Source organism: Denitrovibrio acetiphilus DSM 12809, from assembly GCF_000025725.1.
Classification (GTDB): domain Bacteria; phylum Chrysiogenota; class Deferribacteres; order Deferribacterales; family Geovibrionaceae; genus Denitrovibrio; species Denitrovibrio acetiphilus.
In genome coordinates this window covers 2,723,627-2,738,576 of sequence record NC_013943.1, presented here as the reverse complement: position 1 = coordinate 2,738,576, position 14,950 = coordinate 2,723,627, and the positions used below count along the sequence as shown (strand labels likewise).

Sequence of the window (14,950 nt, the reverse complement as noted above, 5' to 3'; positions counted from 1 at the left end):
TGTTATGGCTACCCCATTTATTTGATATTACACCTTTTCGATCTTCACTATCATATCCGCAAATGCTGGGAATCCCATAAATGGGCTTCTAGCATTTGGATCAGTGAGCATATTCGGATCAGCAGTGTAGTTTCTAGCTTTGTACAGAGGTCCTATACCTTTGCTAAATCTCCCCCCTGTTCCAAATGATATTTTGACCACTTTTGGTCTAATACCGCCGGACAAAAATAACTTTCCTTTAGTGGAGGCTCCTAAAGGGTTTGTCATCTTGACCAAATCGCCCATTTTAAAACCCATATCCTTACCATCTGTTTCATTCATCCAGATGGTTCCGATAGAAAAAGTGTCTTTTTTAAAAGTATGTTCTTTCACTATTTGACCAGGTTTCGGAGATTGAACACCTTCGACATTAACATCCTTAAATTCTTCGTTCATAGGGTGCCAAGTTCCCTCCACTTTGACCTGTGAAAGGAAAGTAGCCATTTGAGTCCCAGTCATCGCATGGTGTACCCTGCCGTTGATAACTTGGAATGGATATTCCTTCTGGTATTTGCTGTAATCTGGATTGGTATACGGATTCCACTTGGTCTCGAACCAGTAGAAAGTTTTTGGATACTTGGTAAAGCCAATCTCTTGCATACCTGCTGGTACAACTTGTGATGCTTCAATAAGCTTGTTGTAGCCTGCGTACCTACCAGATCTTTTGCCATCTTTTTCATAATCCCATACAAACTCAATCATTTTACTATCTGTCTTAGGATATGCTAAGTTTGGTTTCTCAGAATCTGATTTTTTATAACGATAATAGCTCATTGGCCATACAGCAACGCCTTGATTTTTGCGATACCACTCAACTGTTAACAAGTCGCCTTTGATCAATTTCTTATTGTGGTCAACAGTCACTCCAATGCCGCTTTCAAGTGAATCAGGAGTACCTATTATAGTATATCCTTCTGGATATTTAGGATACGGAAGAGGTCTGCCTATATTCTTCATTTTAGGAGATTGTGTGAGCATGTCATTTACAAAATCCTCTTCGTTTGCATATCTTTCCCAAAAGTCTTCAGGTCTTATGTCTCTATCACCAAGAGCATAGAGTTTCTTGGCTAACAGGTTCATAATATCTGTCGGTTTTTTAGAATCATACAAAGGTTTGATCACTTCATCTCTGAGATAAAGGACTGCATGGGAAGGGTATATATCGCTGAGTGACATACGCTCCACAAAACTTGCTTCAGGCAAAATTATGTCTGCATACAGTGCACTTTCTAGGAAAACACTGTCTATAACGGTCATAAGCTCAAGCTTATAATTGCCGTTTTTATCCTTTTCTGTCAGTGCTTTTTTCCAGTCTTCCGTATTAGAAGCGGTCATAACAGTATTTCCTGTTCTAAGGAAAAACATCTTGAACGCATATTTATGCCCTTTGAAAGGCCCGTATTCAATATTGACGCCTTTTCTGATTCTGTCAGGGATATCAGCGACAACATCATCCCAAGCAGAAGGGTATTGATCTCCATAGTGGTCTTTCTGAAGATGTTCCATTTCTCCTTCTACGATCTTTCCATTTACTCTGCGCTTCAGCTTCCGCTTTTTAAAATGTTTAGCTGTTGCGCTAGCACCTTTACTTGCTTTTACAGTTTCAGTATCGATGGCACCGCCAGGGACATCGAGATTTCCTGTAATTACATTTAGTACAGTACCAATTATAGACGCGCAGTAGCCGTTATAATGGTGTCCAGGAGACTGCATACCCCAAACTAATGCTGCTGGCTTGGTAATACCAAAATCATGAGCCAATTTTTTAATTTTATACTCATCGATTCCAGTCCTGTCAGCTGCCCAAGTTGTAGAAAAGTATGTTAGACCATTGATAGGGTCTTTCTTTTTCCACCATGATTTAAACTCATTAATGAATTCATCCCAGCCTAAAACATATTGTTTCATATTCCAGTCAATATATTTTCTGTCAGCTTTTTTAGGGTTGTCATTTTCTAGAATATACCTGAGCATTGCGCCAAAAAGATCGCCGTCTGTTCCTGCTGTTGGTGCTAACCACTCATCAGCAGCAGTTGCTGTATTCGAGTAAGATGGATCAATCACAACAACTTTGCAGCCACTGAGTTTTGCTTCTACAGTACCTCTATTTTCGTAGTAGATACGTGTCGCAACGAATGGGTTCCATCCGTTATAGATAATGAGCTTTGTCTGATACTCGTAAGGCTTAGTTAGCTTACCATCTTCCCCTCTAATTAATAGAGGTCTCATGACGTCAGGCTGTATACGCTTGCCACCTAGTATCAATTTAGGACCATGCCTTCTTGGAACGTCGCAAATTGCTCCATGCTCGCAGCAGTTAGGTGTCCCAAAACCAAAGGCTAAACGATAATACTGGTCTCTGTCGGTAACATCCCCAGTATCCATTAACATAGATTCAGCGCCGTATTGCTTTTTAAGTTTTATCATTCTTTTTGCAAGGAAATCGATTGCTTCATCCCATGAAACCTTTTTAAATTTTCCTTCGCCTCGCTCACCAGTACGGATCATTGGGTGTTTGATACGATAAGGTGAATAAACCAATTGAGGAATAGCCGCTGCTTTTGCACAAGAAGTTCCATCGTTCATTGGAACATCTTTGTTACCGTAGATCTTTTTAAGGTCACCGCCTTTTTCCCAGTATTCAAGACCACACTCAGCAGGGCACATGGCGCATGCACTAAAAACTTTATTGTATCCTTTGAGTGATTCTTTTATGATACCAGCCTCTTGACTGGTTATTTTTGCAAAGACGTTTCCTGCTTTCATTGTGACAGTCGCCCCTGCAACAAGTCCAGCAGATGTTTTTAAGAAATTTCTTCTGTTAATTTTCATTTAATTATTCCCCCTCGTTTATCAGTTCATCTGCCATCTCAAAGACTTTAATATCTTTTGCGATATAGCTGACACGTGGTTTTGTTCCAAAATAGTCAGCCCATTTGATAGTAGGGTTATCTTTGAGTAGTTGAGAAACTTTGCTGTTAGGGTCGTTTAAATCCCCAAAATATCTTGCATGAGCAGGGCAGTTCCTTACGCAAGTAGGCTCTTCAATGTCTGCTGCAATCCTATGGTAACAAAAATCACACTTATCAACAGGGTGTAGAGAACTTTTTGATTTTCCTCTCACTTCCTCTACATTAGGATATTTTGCTGGATCATTTTTTATCGAAAGATTTTGATTAAGATATCGTGCACCGTATGGACACATTTCCGCACATCTGCCACAGCCGATACAAGTATCTCTATTAACAGCAACAATACCATTTTCCATTTTGAATGTTGCTCCGGTAGGGCATGCTGCGATGCAAGGGGCATCATCACAATTGTTACACAGCTTTGGCACAAAGTGTCTTACGGGATTAGGGTATTTACCGGCGTCCACGTATTCCACACGAGATCTGAACCCTACAAAAGGAACCTCATTCTCTTGCTTACAGGTTACTTGGCATCCGCCACAACCTACACATTTTCTCAGGTCTACAATAAATGCATATTGTCTGCTCATTCATACACCTCCGTATATTTACTGATAGATATAAGCAAGAGAGGTGCCATGATTTAACTGTTGATAAATAACAAGAAATTATAAATTAAAGAATATGCCGTGTTCTCATATTGAACAGTGTTCAGGGTGAGAACAGTTAGAGGTCGAGAATTTTCCGTAAGGTATTACGTGATATTTTTAATGCAGCAGCAGCCTGAAGCTGATTTTTATCGTATTGAGAAAAAACGTTGGAGACGTAAATTTTCTGGAAGTTTTTAGTAACTTTCTGTAGAGGTATGATTCCATCTCCAGAAGACATATCAACAGTCGTTTCAAATGAACTAATACTGGTTTCATATAACTCAGATATTTCGCTTTTGTTAAAGCAGATATTACGTTCAGAGATGATATTATTTGAAGATTCTAATAATGCCCTTCGCATGATATTTTCAAGCTCTCGGACGTTACCCGGATATCTATACTGTTGTAGCTTCTCAATACTTTCTGGAGCGATATGTATTGGTTTTTCTGCGTATTTTTGAATAAAGTGTATTACAAGCGGTTCTATGTCATCTATACGCTCCCTTAGTGGAGGTATATTAATTGTGTAGCCACTAAGTCTGAAAAAAAGATCTTCTCTGAATTCTTTTCGTTTGACCAACTGCTGGATATTTTGGTGAGTTGCAGCAATGAAACGAACATTTACAGTCTTTAATTCATTTCCACCAACGGGATAGAAACTTCCTTCTTGAAGCAGTCTCAAAAGTTTAGCCTGAAGATCTGGGTGCATATCCCCAATCTCATCAAGAAAGAGTATTCCATTATCGGCAAGCTCTACCTTACCCATATGATCGCTGGCTGCTCCGGTAAAAGCTCCTTTTTTATAGCCAAAAAGCTCAGCTTCGAGTAGATCCCTTGGGATGCTGCTACAATTTATAGCCACATAAGGTTTATCACTGCGATTTGAAAACTTATGAATTGCTTTTCCTACCATGTCTTTTCCAGTTCCTGTTTCACCTAAAATCAATACTGGAATAGAATTGCATGCTATCTTACCAATCTCTTTAAGAATATTAACAAATGGAGTAGACCTTCCGACTAACGCTTGCTTACAAAAAGAGCCATCATTTTCTATACATACAGAGTGGGCTGCATCGTCATTACTCTTGGCAACTTCCAGAAGGATATTTTCTATATCATTAATATCAAAAGGTTTAAGAATATAGTCAGCTGCGCCATATTTAATCGACTCGATTGCAATATCGGTTTCGTTATAGGCGGTCATCAAAATAACTGGAACCTGCCCTATGCTAGGCATCCTTTTTATCTGTTTTAAAATATCAATCCCATTCTCCTGACCTAGTTTGATATCAAGAAAGATTAAATCAAAGCTGGTGGTCAACAAAGTTTCTACCACCAAACAGCCATCTTCTAATGTCGCAACTTTATGTCCTAACTTTCCAAGGCTCTTCTTCATTGAATGGCAAATTGCATGTTGATCATCAACTACAAGAATACGCATTATGATAACCCTCTCAGAATAACTTTAAAAACTGTATCACCGTTGTCTTTATTTTTAATACTCATGCTACCATTATGTAGTCGAGTAACGTTGTGTACCAAATATAGTCCTAACCCAGATCCTTTCTTCTTTGTTGTGTAAAAAGGTTCGCAAAGTTTCTCAATTATCAAAGGGTCAATACCGTCACCGTCATCACATATCTCGATGGAGGTTCCATCTTCTGAAGTTTCAACCTCTATATAAATATTACCAAAAGTTCCAATAGCTTCCAATGCGTTATCTAATAAATTTGATAACATAAGCTGGATTAGTATAGGGTAGCACTTCACAAGGACAATATTTTCTTTTTCTATAAAATGTATTTTAATCGATTTTGCATTAGCCAGCGGTTTAAGCTCTTCAAGTGTGAGACTTAAAATGTTTTGTATATTTGCAATACGAACTTCTAATTGTTCAGGCATATCAGCGAATAAGCTTTGCATAATATGGTCAATCTTATTAACTTCACATGCAATAATATTAAAATCTTCTTCATCAAAATCTTCAGACGAGGAGCTACTCACTAAGAGTTTTAATGCTGTGGTGGCGTTTTTTATTTCGTGAAGCATCCCAGCTTTAAAATTATTAAGAACATTTAGTTTTTCTACAACCAGCATTTCTCTGAAATCTTGTTGTATCTGATCTTCATAGTGTTTTAGCTCTAGAGACAGAGTGTTCATATTTTGAGTCAATCTGTGTATATCTGTTGACCCTTTTAAAGGGAGCTGAATGCCAAACTTGTGATCAATAAGATTATGTGAGAAATCAACAATTGTAATAATAGGTTTAATGATATAGCCACTGATAAAATATGAAATAAATGCAGCAAATATCGCAATAACAATACATGCAATCACAAAGGACGAAATAGTCCGGTTAAAAGCATCAATAATATTATTCTCTTTAACTCCTATATGGATTTCATAATCTATACCGTCAATCATTTTTATGCCGATATCTCGGTAGATTTTGTCTCTGAACCTTACCAACTGTACACTCTCTAACTTAATGACAGGGTTTGAATATGTAAGTTTCTCTACATCAGTCAATTCGTTAAAGCTATGCGTAAATATCTCTTTATGTTCTCCTAAAATATAAATATATCCAATAAAACTGTTTTCTTTAACAAGCTGATGAACCAACCCTGTCGCTTTATAATAATCTCCTAACAAAACCATATCAGCCATATAGCTTCTAACTGTATTTGCGAATGCTGTTCCTAGTAGAGTTGCTTCCTTCTTCATTGATCCAAAAGTGATATTGCTAATTATCAAAAAGGTCGATAGAAATGCTAAAAAAATGACAGAGGTCATGGCGAGCATGATTTTATTACGTAATTTCATTTGGCTAAACTATACTTTCTGATTAGAGTCGAGATGCTTGAAAAATCTATATCTGCTGCATCAACATACCCTCCAGCCATTTCGGTCATGTTCCAACCTGCTTCCACAAAAGGAACATTTTCTAATGGGATAAGCCGTAATAGAGCAGATTTAATTTTATTCATTTTATCTGCATCAGATAGTGGGGATATACAGATAGTGCTGGATGGGTAAGGCTGTGAAAAACTAAGGATATCGACCATTCTTTGGTTAGCTAATTTAATTGCTAATTTATCTTGGATTGCCCCGGCACTCACTATTCCGTTTATGACCTTTTTAGCGGCTTCATCGTGGGAAGAGGAGAATTCATAAATTATATCTGACATTTGCACATTAATATTCTCAAGCATATGTCTAGGAATCAAATATCCTTGAGTAGAAAAACGATTGCCAAACGCAAAGACTTTACCTTTTACATCACTTATCTGGTTAATCTCAGATTGACCTTTCTTGACAATAATTGCTGATTTGTAAAAAGGCTGTTTATCTTCATTAAGTCCTACCAGTAAAGGGGAAGCTCCGTATCTTTTCTGAGCAATAAGACAGCTGACAGACCCCATAATAGAGATGTCCAAATCTCCATCCCCTAACATTTGAATGTTTTTATAATAATCTGAAGGAACTTTGATTTTAATATCGTACCCTGTCTCTTGTGAAAGGTAATTTACTAACGGGATATAGAATTTGACATCATCAACAGGCTTCCAGCGCAAGTCAAACCCAATATATAGGGTGTTGCTAGAGATGTTCTTCTTAGGAGGAAGAATTACCTCATTAACGTTAACAACGGTCTCTTGATTATAGCAAGAAAGCAGTGAGAGCAGAATGAAAGCTAATGCAAAATTACGTAGTTTGCGTATCAGAAATTTAGCTTGTGTATATAAGATAGCATACATGACAATGTATACCACAATCTAGGTGAAGATTCAATTCAAAGAGATACTATCATATATATTATAGCTTATTTTTCGTCACACTATTTGTCACAACTAGAGCGGTTGTGAGCGGACATGAGCGGTAAGAATCCCATGAAACAAGGTGCTCAAGACCGCATAGGGTTAGATTTAATGAGTTCAAATCCTTTCACCCCGATTTACGAATCAAACATGTAAATTGTTACTGGTAGTGTTACTGGTAATTTCATTTAGCTTTAGTTTTCTAGATTAATTAATTAGAGTTTGAGCATAAAAAAGCCCTTGTTTTATCAAGGGCTTTTCTACGTATGCCGAGGGGGGGACTCGAACCCCCACAGGCTTATTGCCCACATGAACCTGAAGAATCTGAGTTTGAAAGAAGGTCGAATAATTTGCAGAGCTTATCAAGACTTGCTGAGATGCTGTGCAATACACTGGAGCTCACTAAAGATCCTGCCGATATGGCAATCGATATGGAGAAGGCTCTTGAGCAAAGTCTCAAGAATCATGGTATAATAAATAATGATAAGGAGTGAAAAATGACATACGGAACATTTATCGTATCTTTGACAATCGGTATGGCACTGATAGCTATCAGTGGTGTGGTAATTGAACACAAAATAAAGAGCAGGAAGAACTAATCTTCCTGCTCATATAACATTGCTTCGTTAAACTTTTGCTGTAGGTATCCGTGTGATATCTTTGTTTTATGGTATTTAGCAATATATTCGTAAGCTTCCCCTTGAGGAGGACAGTTCTAAACTAGAGTTTTCTGTTTCTTCATCATATATTCTATCGGTGTCATATCGTCAAGAGCATCGTGTGGACGTTCCTCGTTGTACTCAATCATCCACCAGTAGGTAACTTCCCTTACCTCTGCTAAATTATCAAACAGATACAGGTCAAGAACCTCAGTACGATAAGTTCTGTTAAATCTCTCTATGTAGGCGTTCTGGTTCGGTTTGCCTGGCTGGATATACATAATCTTCATTCCAGCATCTTCAGCCCAAGACACGAACTCTGCCCCCAGAAACTCTGGGCCATTATCGCATCTAAGTACTTCCGGTAATCCTCTCTCTAGGCTGATCTTCTCAAATACGCTGATAAGCCTTCTGCTTGTAAGAGAAGTATCTATCTCAATGTGCACTGCTTCCCTGTTGCAATCGTCTATGATATTAAACGTCCTGAATCTTTTTCCAGAATACAGGCTGTCACTTACAAAGTCTGCTGACCAAACCTGATTAGGCAGTTCTGGCACAAACAGAGAATTATTCTCCCTTTTAGGCAGTCTTTTCTTTGCCCTGCGCTTCTGATTAAGCTTCATCTGGCAGTAAACCCTGTAGACTCGTTTATGATTCCAAGGATACTTCTTCCTAAGCACCTTAAAGAGCTTCCAGAAGCCCCAACGAGAGTGCTTCTTTACAAGTTCATTCAGCGCATTTATCACAAGAATATCGTCTGTATTAACAACAACAGGCTTATAATAGGCCGACCTTGAGAGACTTGCACAACGGCAGCTCTGTGAAACAGAAAGACTATGCTCATTTACCAAGAAAGTAACAGCATCACGTCTTTCCTGCGGCCTTAGAGCTTTTTTTCTATTAAGTCCTTCATTGCTTTATTTTCTAAAGCGAGGTCTGCATACATCTTTTTTAGCTGAGAAAGCTCCTGCTCCATATCTTTCATCTTTTTAAGATCAGATGCAGTCATGCCTCCGTATTTAGATTTCCAGTTGTAATATGTTGCGTCAGATATACCATGCTTACGGCAGATATCTTTTACCAGCATTCCGGCATCCGCTTCGTTAAGAATCGAGATGATCTGTGTTTCGGTGAATCGTGATTTCTTCAAAATGAGCCTCCTAGCTTTTATAGTTTGCCAGAAAAACTCTAAATTTGGAATGTCTACTCAATGGGGAAGCTTACGTATTCAGAAATCTCCCGCCAGGATAACCCATCATTGTAATACATATTCTTGATTTCATGGAATAAGGTCTCTTTAATCAGTCGTGCTTTCCTGCTATCCTTCTTGCCTCTGCCAGCTTTTATTCTTTCCATTCGAAGCTTATGAAGCTTCAGGGCTTCTTCCTCATTGAGGGCATCTTTTGTGGCCTGTGCTGTCTCTACTCGCTTCATCGCTCTCAATGCCACTAAGTGCATTGCGTAGTAGAATTCTGCAGAACGTTCTTTATCGAATTGATCCTTATGCTGCCTGGCATAATCAGTTTGTAATTTGAAAGATTCGATGCGGACACTTTCGGGGAGTTTAGAGAAATATTTAACGAGAGAATTGGCCTCTGATTTGGCTATTCCTGTTAATTGTTGTACATACGCAATGTCATAATCATACATGTTATCATGCCCTTGTGAGATAGACCATTAGATAACCCATCTAAACGTCCATCACATATTTGATAATGTATATTATACATTATTCAGAAAATCTCAACACTATCCTACTACTGTCATGTCATATGAAGTTTGCAATACAATCATAGATATCAAATATAATATCATTTCTTAAGTTTAGGATTTGACTTGTAGGGAACTCTGCCCGAAGGTACGTGCTGCGATGCGGGACCGGCGTGTACATCCTGATCATCAAAGAATATGTGCGGACGAAATGCTTTTAATACTTCATCTTTCGGCAGGCCGCCGAGGAAGAATGATTCATTCACATATACCCCTAGGCTGCGGAGTGTCTTGATTATGCGGATGTTTGCCGGAAAGCTTCTTGCAGTTACTATCGCCACTTTCAGCGGTGAATTGTCTATGCCGCATTTATTTTGGATTCTTGACAAAATCTCAAGGAAATTCATGAAGTTTCCCGGAGGGATAGGATTGTCTTCATTTTCTGATTCGTGCTTCTGAAAAGCTTCCAGCCCATGTTCTTTGTATATCTGTTCCGACTCATCGGAAAAGATTACAGCATCAGCATCAAAGGCGATTCTTATATGCTCAGTATCCGGTTCATAATCTTTGGGCGGAGCGTATAGGAGAGCAGCTGCCACGCCATTGTCTATGGCGTACTGAACATCACCCTCGTCTTTTGACAGAAAGAGGTCAACCTTGAATGACTCTAGATATGGGGACAGAGGCTCACCGCCGGAAAACGCTGATCTAATGATATCCAGACCATAATGCTTTATACTATTGAGTATGCGCAGACCTGTATCAGGGCTGTTTCTGGACATGACGATAACTTCGACTACTTTCTCGCCGTCAAATAGGTTATTCAGCTTCAAAAGTGCCTCTATCAGAGGGAACGCTGTCCCTTTCGAAAGGACAGTATTCTCATTGTCACGCTGATATTCAATATATTTGCCCAGTGGCTCATTCTCGAAGATACTGTTCTCTTTCTCAAGATCAAACAGTGCCCTCGAAGATATACCAACCACCAGAATATTATTTAAGTCAATTGGCACGGTAGCACCTTATAGCACATTAAATTTTTCATGATTAACGTAATAACCGTTCGTATTCTTGATCCAAATGCTCATTAATTAGAGCTATATCTACGCTTCCGACTTTATACCAAGCGGTAACTTCCTTTAATGCTAATGACCCAAATCGTACCCAAGCAATCAGATTGGTATTAAGCAATAGTGTCACTATCTCTCCGCCAGACCTTATTCCTGCATCCACTCCATCAATGATACACAAGGAACCGTGCCCCACAAGTAACATTCTTCTGAGTTCTGGATTCCCTGCTGATGGGATGCAGTCAGACCAAGCCTTACCATGAAAACATTTCTGTTTAATGCTCCATGATAATCTGATCAACAACTCTGTTGTTAACACCGGAATAGCTAATGCCACACCATGTCTGGCATCATAGCCTTGCTCAAACACTTTAACAGCGACTTTTGCAAACGAATCCTTATTCTGTCCAAAAGAGCCGACATCAAATAATTGCAGCATAGAATAAAAGGGGATTGGAACACCAGTACCTCTTCCTTTAGCACCAGACGAACCAGCCCAATCAGACATTATATGTCCGAACCAATTTGCAAAACCACAAAATACTTTTGACACAAAGTTACTTCCGATCAACTCGGAGTTTTCAGTATTAATTGTTACAATTTTCCCTTCACTTATAAATGAGGATGTATTAGTAAATTGATTCAGAATAGAAAAGAATAACCCAATAATATCTGGAGAATGTCCAAGGCTCTTTAGATGGTGATTTTTTGTACTTAAGTTTTGTACAAGTCCGCCTGTTCCATTATCACCATATGTCGTTGCCTGATCGTAGTTTATCTTGAATTTACTTTCGAGAAATCCAATAGCACTGGCTGTTGTATCACTTCCTCTAGCTTCTGGTTTTGTCTTATCCCATCCTAACAATGAAGCAAACTTTTCAGTAATTTTATCAGCTTGTCCGTCAACGAATTTCGTCAGTTTACTCTCATCAGGTGCTCCGACGAACAGAACATCTATCAGTCCGCCAATAAGTCCACATGTGCCCGCAATCATGTAATCATATTTGTCACAATTGGCACTTTTATATGTGAATTCATCGTTAATTCGTTTCTCTATTTCACTTCTTTGAGTATCTGATAGTAATCGCTCGAAAGGGTCTTTATTTAAATCTATATTGTTAACGGAAGCATATTCACGCACAGACTTAATATACTCAGACCATGAAATATTATCTGCATCATTAAAAATTGATAATGTTTCTATTGTGAAAGTTTGTTCTTTATAGCATTTAGTATCGACTAGCTCTTTTATATCTTCTGATACGGAAAGATTGCCTTCATCAAATTCAACGCCTGATTCGGAGAGTAGCTTATCTAGCTCAGCATCTAATTTGTTTAAAGTGTCAAGGTTGTCTTTATTTATTTTATTTAAGAGATCTATTCCACTTTTAACTTCACCAAGTTTATTAAATGCGTTTTCCTGTTGGTGTCTCTGCACAACCAATGCATCAGCAGCATCTTTATGCTTTTCTTTCATGATAAAACGCCTTTTAGCTTTCCAGTAATGGCTCCTTTCACTGAGTAATAACCTATTGCTTCAAAAATTTGTCCAAGCTCAATAAGAGATTTTATGTCTTCAGTTGAGATAAGTCTATAATCTACATTACTATTTTGTTCATAAAAAGGGATTATTTTATCATAGTATACTTTTTTGCTTTGCTCATTAGTTATTGCTTTCAGTCTATCTATATCTAAAGTTTCAGGTAGTTTAAGTCTTGCCAATTCTGCTTCTTTCTGCTTGAGCTGCCCAGCAAGCCCTTTATTTGCCTCAGCAAACTGACTTATTCTACACGTAATTTTTCTAAGCATTTCACTTGTTGTGTTGCCTGAGTTTATAGCATCAGTCAAATCTTTGATTATAAAATTAATATCCTCAGAAAGTTTATTCATGGTAGATTGCCCAAGTCGTATTATTTCCTTAAGCATTACCTCACGTCTTTTATCACCTTCTTCTGTTCCAGTTTTAGTCAGGCTTTTAATGCCTTTGTATGTAAACGTTCCTAGCATTACAGCTACTCCAATTCCAGTAGCCATGCTAGAGAATGTAAGAAATCCTCCCATGCCTAATGCTGCTAGGCCTGAGGTCATTCCGGCAGCAGATAGCCCAATAACAGAACCTGACAAGTACACAGCTCCTAAAGGTACACCAATTGCAGCTGCTTTAGCACTCAGTTCTTTAAAGCTATTAACCAAAATATCATCTTTATAATCACGATTGAGGATTATTCGATCATTTTTAATTGCTAGCTCCACCAGTTCTAATTCTTCATCACTAATATTCAAATTTTCTTTTAGATTATTAATAAAAGGAAAATCTGTGCTTAATTGGTCTGTCAAAATTGAGTGGACACTAACAAGGTCTTTTGTAAGCGAAATACATAAAGATTGGGACATACCATCTGGAGCATTCTCTATTATCTTGTTAACAAGCTCTTTATTATTTTCTTGGTTTTCTGGGCTGGTTATGTATTGACGAATTTCAGATCTTGATTCTACAGACATCTCTATTCTTGTTATTAATTTATATATCTCTGCGAACTCTTCTGCATCTACCAGCCCGTCATCATCAAAAGCCATATTAGCTATAACTTTTATATATGCCACTTTGATATCTTCCGATAAAGACTCAAGTGGCATAAGTTGATTTTGTTCTGTATAATCATCAAAGTTATTTAAAATTTCGTTCATAACTGTAGTAAACTTATTCATATCAACATAAATAAAAGGTTCTATCCTGCGCTCAAATCCATCTTTGTGCGTTATCACATAATAATCTTTTTTCTTCTCTTTACCTTTTTTGTCTGTAGATACTTCAACAGCCTTTTTGATTTCAGATATACCAGAAATTCCTAAAGAAAGCGGAGAGTCAAAAGATCTTTTGATAATAATTTTATTACCAGTAACTAAAATGCCTTCTTTAGCACTTTTGAACAATGTTTCATCCAATATTGCTATTATCGCACCTTTATCGCCATCATATTTGAAAGCATTCACAGCATTTTCTAATTTCTTCTCATCAATATTAGGAGACACATAAGTTCTGTCATTAAATTTGGCAAATTCTTCTTTTAAATACTGATTTACTCCAGACATATTAACCTCTCTATTGCTTAAATTAATTTTCCTGATTACCAGACAAGCTATCTGTCACTTCAGCATCATCTCCAAAGCTGCGTACCCATGCCTGAAGCTCAGGTTCGCTTTGGGTTGTAAGCTCCAGTACCACGCCGCCGTCTTCTGTGTCGGTCAGTGTCTGTTGCTCTGACCATATTCTTTCCTTCACGTACTCTGCAGACTTACCCCCCTTGAACCGCACCCTGAAAGCTTTCGGCTCATGCCAAGGCAGACCAAAGACCTCCGGCTTATACTCAGGCATCTCTATATCAACCTGCCTGTCAGTCAGGACAATGTCCTTTATGCGGTGAATCGCAAAATTGGTAGGGTGCTTCATCTCCGCCATATCACGGCTGAGCCCAATTCCTAAAACATATAAAGCATTGCTCATACTGACTATCTGCCCTGGCAAAAAACGATGCTCTATAGGCTCTGTCCTCATGGAAGCCACATACTGCACAATACACACCAGCTTATTTTCAGCCGCCTTGATCAGTTTCTCAATATTGCCGATATGAAGAGTGTAATCTATCCGCCCTTTAGCAAAAAATGATAACTGGTTTCCACCGCTGTTATCCGCCATGCTCACAGATAGACGCAATATAGTCTCGTCAATGCGTTTCAGCACTGGTTCCGGCAGTATGCCGCTTGATAACTCCCTGCAAAGGCTCAGGTAGCGCACTTCCTCGAAATCAAGTCCGAGGCTGCTTCTTTTAGAACTATTGATCATGTACCATTTTCTGCGATCCTCAATGCCGGACTCAAAATTTATACCTAGTACTGACTCGATTTCGAAAGCCATCCTGCTAATCGTCTGAGGAGAGCAGTTGAGGTCTTCACTAAGGTCAACCTGATAGTGTTTCCGACCGTCGAACATTAATTTACGGAACATCCGCAGAAGTTTTACTCCGGATGTGGCATCCTGATCATGCTTTTTTGGCATTTTAAACCGCCCCCGCTGATAATGAAACCGTGCCC

At 38.5% G+C, this 14,950-nt stretch carries 12 protein-coding genes; 1 reads left to right on the top strand and 11 read right to left on the bottom strand.

Annotated features, from left to right (window positions below; all coding sequences use genetic code 11):
* Positions 1-27: 27 nt before the first annotated feature.
* The 5 genes from DACET_RS13005 to DACET_RS12985 all read right to left on the bottom strand — a co-directional run bounded on the left by DACET_RS13005 (position 28) and on the right by DACET_RS12985 (position 7,359).
* On the bottom strand, positions 28-2,871 hold the full coding sequence (locus DACET_RS13005; protein WP_013011832.1) for a molybdopterin-containing oxidoreductase family protein: 2,844 nt from the start codon (positions 2,869-2,871) through the stop codon (positions 28-30).
* A 4-nt stretch (positions 2,872-2,875) separates the two neighbouring features.
* Complete coding sequence (locus tag DACET_RS13000) at positions 2,876-3,541, bottom strand: 4Fe-4S dicluster domain-containing protein (protein WP_013011831.1); 666 nt, start codon at positions 3,539-3,541, stop codon at positions 2,876-2,878.
* 136 nt (positions 3,542-3,677) lie between these two features.
* Positions 3,678-5,042 carry a sigma-54-dependent transcriptional regulator gene (locus DACET_RS12995; protein WP_013011830.1) on the bottom strand — a complete coding sequence of 455 codons (1,365 nt, stop codon included), beginning with the start codon at positions 5,040-5,042 and terminating at the stop codon, positions 3,678-3,680.
* The gene (locus DACET_RS12990) at positions 5,042-6,325 is read right to left on the bottom strand and encodes a sensor histidine kinase (RefSeq protein WP_169304243.1); all 1,284 of its coding nucleotides are present in this window, start codon (positions 6,323-6,325) and stop codon (positions 5,042-5,044) included. Before DACET_RS12990 ends, DACET_RS12995 begins: the two co-directional genes overlap by 1 nt.
* Before the next feature lie 95 nt (positions 6,326-6,420).
* Entirely contained in the window at positions 6,421-7,359 is a 939-nt protein-coding gene (locus tag DACET_RS12985; protein WP_013011828.1) for a phosphate/phosphite/phosphonate ABC transporter substrate-binding protein, read from the bottom strand.
* A gap of 410 nt (positions 7,360-7,769) precedes the next feature.
* Here DACET_RS12985 and DACET_RS16580 point away from each other — a divergent pair, with 410 nt between their 5' ends.
* Positions 7,770-7,913, top strand: coding sequence for a hypothetical protein (locus tag DACET_RS16580; RefSeq protein ID WP_244392524.1), 144 nt, complete (start codon positions 7,770-7,772; stop codon positions 7,911-7,913).
* Positions 7,914-8,134: 221 nt separating this feature from the next.
* On the opposite strand, the gene DACET_RS12975 is transcribed toward DACET_RS16580, so the two are convergent.
* From DACET_RS12975 to DACET_RS12945, 6 genes are all read right to left on the bottom strand, one after another.
* Positions 8,135-9,228, bottom strand: a protein-coding gene (locus tag DACET_RS12975) for an IS3 family transposase (RefSeq protein WP_148214147.1) whose coding sequence is annotated in 2 segments (ribosomal slippage) — positions 8,135-8,967 and positions 8,967-9,228 — 1,095 coding nt in all. Because the reading frame shifts where the segments join, the coding sequence is not laid out codon by codon here.
* Between the two features lie 53 nt (positions 9,229-9,281).
* A complete protein-coding gene (locus DACET_RS12965; RefSeq protein ID WP_013011825.1) occupies positions 9,282-9,728 on the bottom strand; it encodes a hypothetical protein in 447 nt (148 codons plus the stop codon).
* 161 nt (positions 9,729-9,889) lie between these two features.
* Positions 9,890-10,801 (bottom strand): 5'-nucleotidase, encoded by a 912-nt coding sequence (locus tag DACET_RS12960; protein ID WP_013011824.1) that lies wholly within the window; start codon positions 10,799-10,801, stop codon positions 9,890-9,892.
* A gap of 34 nt (positions 10,802-10,835) precedes the next feature.
* Positions 10,836-12,335, bottom strand: a complete 1,500-nt coding sequence (locus tag DACET_RS12955) for a hypothetical protein (RefSeq protein WP_013011823.1) — start codon at positions 12,333-12,335, stop codon at positions 10,836-10,838.
* On the bottom strand, positions 12,332-13,951 hold the full coding sequence (locus DACET_RS12950) for a hypothetical protein (RefSeq protein WP_013011822.1): 1,620 nt from the start codon (positions 13,949-13,951) through the stop codon (positions 12,332-12,334). The genes DACET_RS12955 and DACET_RS12950 overlap by 4 nt, the downstream gene beginning before the upstream one ends.
* A gap of 22 nt (positions 13,952-13,973) precedes the next feature.
* Positions 13,974-14,915 (bottom strand): helix-turn-helix transcriptional regulator, encoded by a 942-nt coding sequence (locus DACET_RS12945; protein ID WP_013011821.1) that lies wholly within the window; start codon positions 14,913-14,915, stop codon positions 13,974-13,976.
* Between the last annotated feature and the right edge of the window lie 35 nt (positions 14,916-14,950).

Bases quoted from the DNA above. Each gene is read 5' to 3' on its own strand.
- DACET_RS13005 (WP_013011832.1), bottom strand. From the start codon at position 2,871: ATGAAAATTAACAGAAGAAATTTCTTAAAAACATCTGCTGGACTTGTT.
- DACET_RS13000 (WP_013011831.1), bottom strand. From the start codon at position 3,541: ATGAGCAGACAATATGCATTTATTGTAGACCTGAGAAAATGTGTAGGT.
- DACET_RS12995 (WP_013011830.1), bottom strand. From the start codon at position 5,042: ATGCGTATTCTTGTAGTTGATGATCAACATGCAATTTGCCATTCAATG.
- DACET_RS12990 (WP_169304243.1), bottom strand. From the start codon at position 6,325: ATGAAGAAGGAAGCAACTCTACTAGGAACAGCATTCGCAAATACAGTT.
- DACET_RS12985 (WP_013011828.1), bottom strand. From the start codon at position 7,359: ATGTATGCTATCTTATATACACAAGCTAAATTTCTGATACGCAAACTA.
- DACET_RS12965 (WP_013011825.1), bottom strand. From the start codon at position 9,728: ATGTATGATTATGACATTGCGTATGTACAACAATTAACAGGAATAGCC.
- DACET_RS12955 (WP_013011823.1), bottom strand. From the start codon at position 12,335: ATGAAAGAAAAGCATAAAGATGCTGCTGATGCATTGGTTGTGCAGAGA.
- DACET_RS12950 (WP_013011822.1), bottom strand. From the start codon at position 13,951: ATGTCTGGAGTAAATCAGTATTTAAAAGAAGAATTTGCCAAATTTAAT.
- DACET_RS12945 (WP_013011821.1), bottom strand. From the start codon at position 14,915: ATGCCAAAAAAGCATGATCAGGATGCCACATCCGGAGTAAAACTTCTG.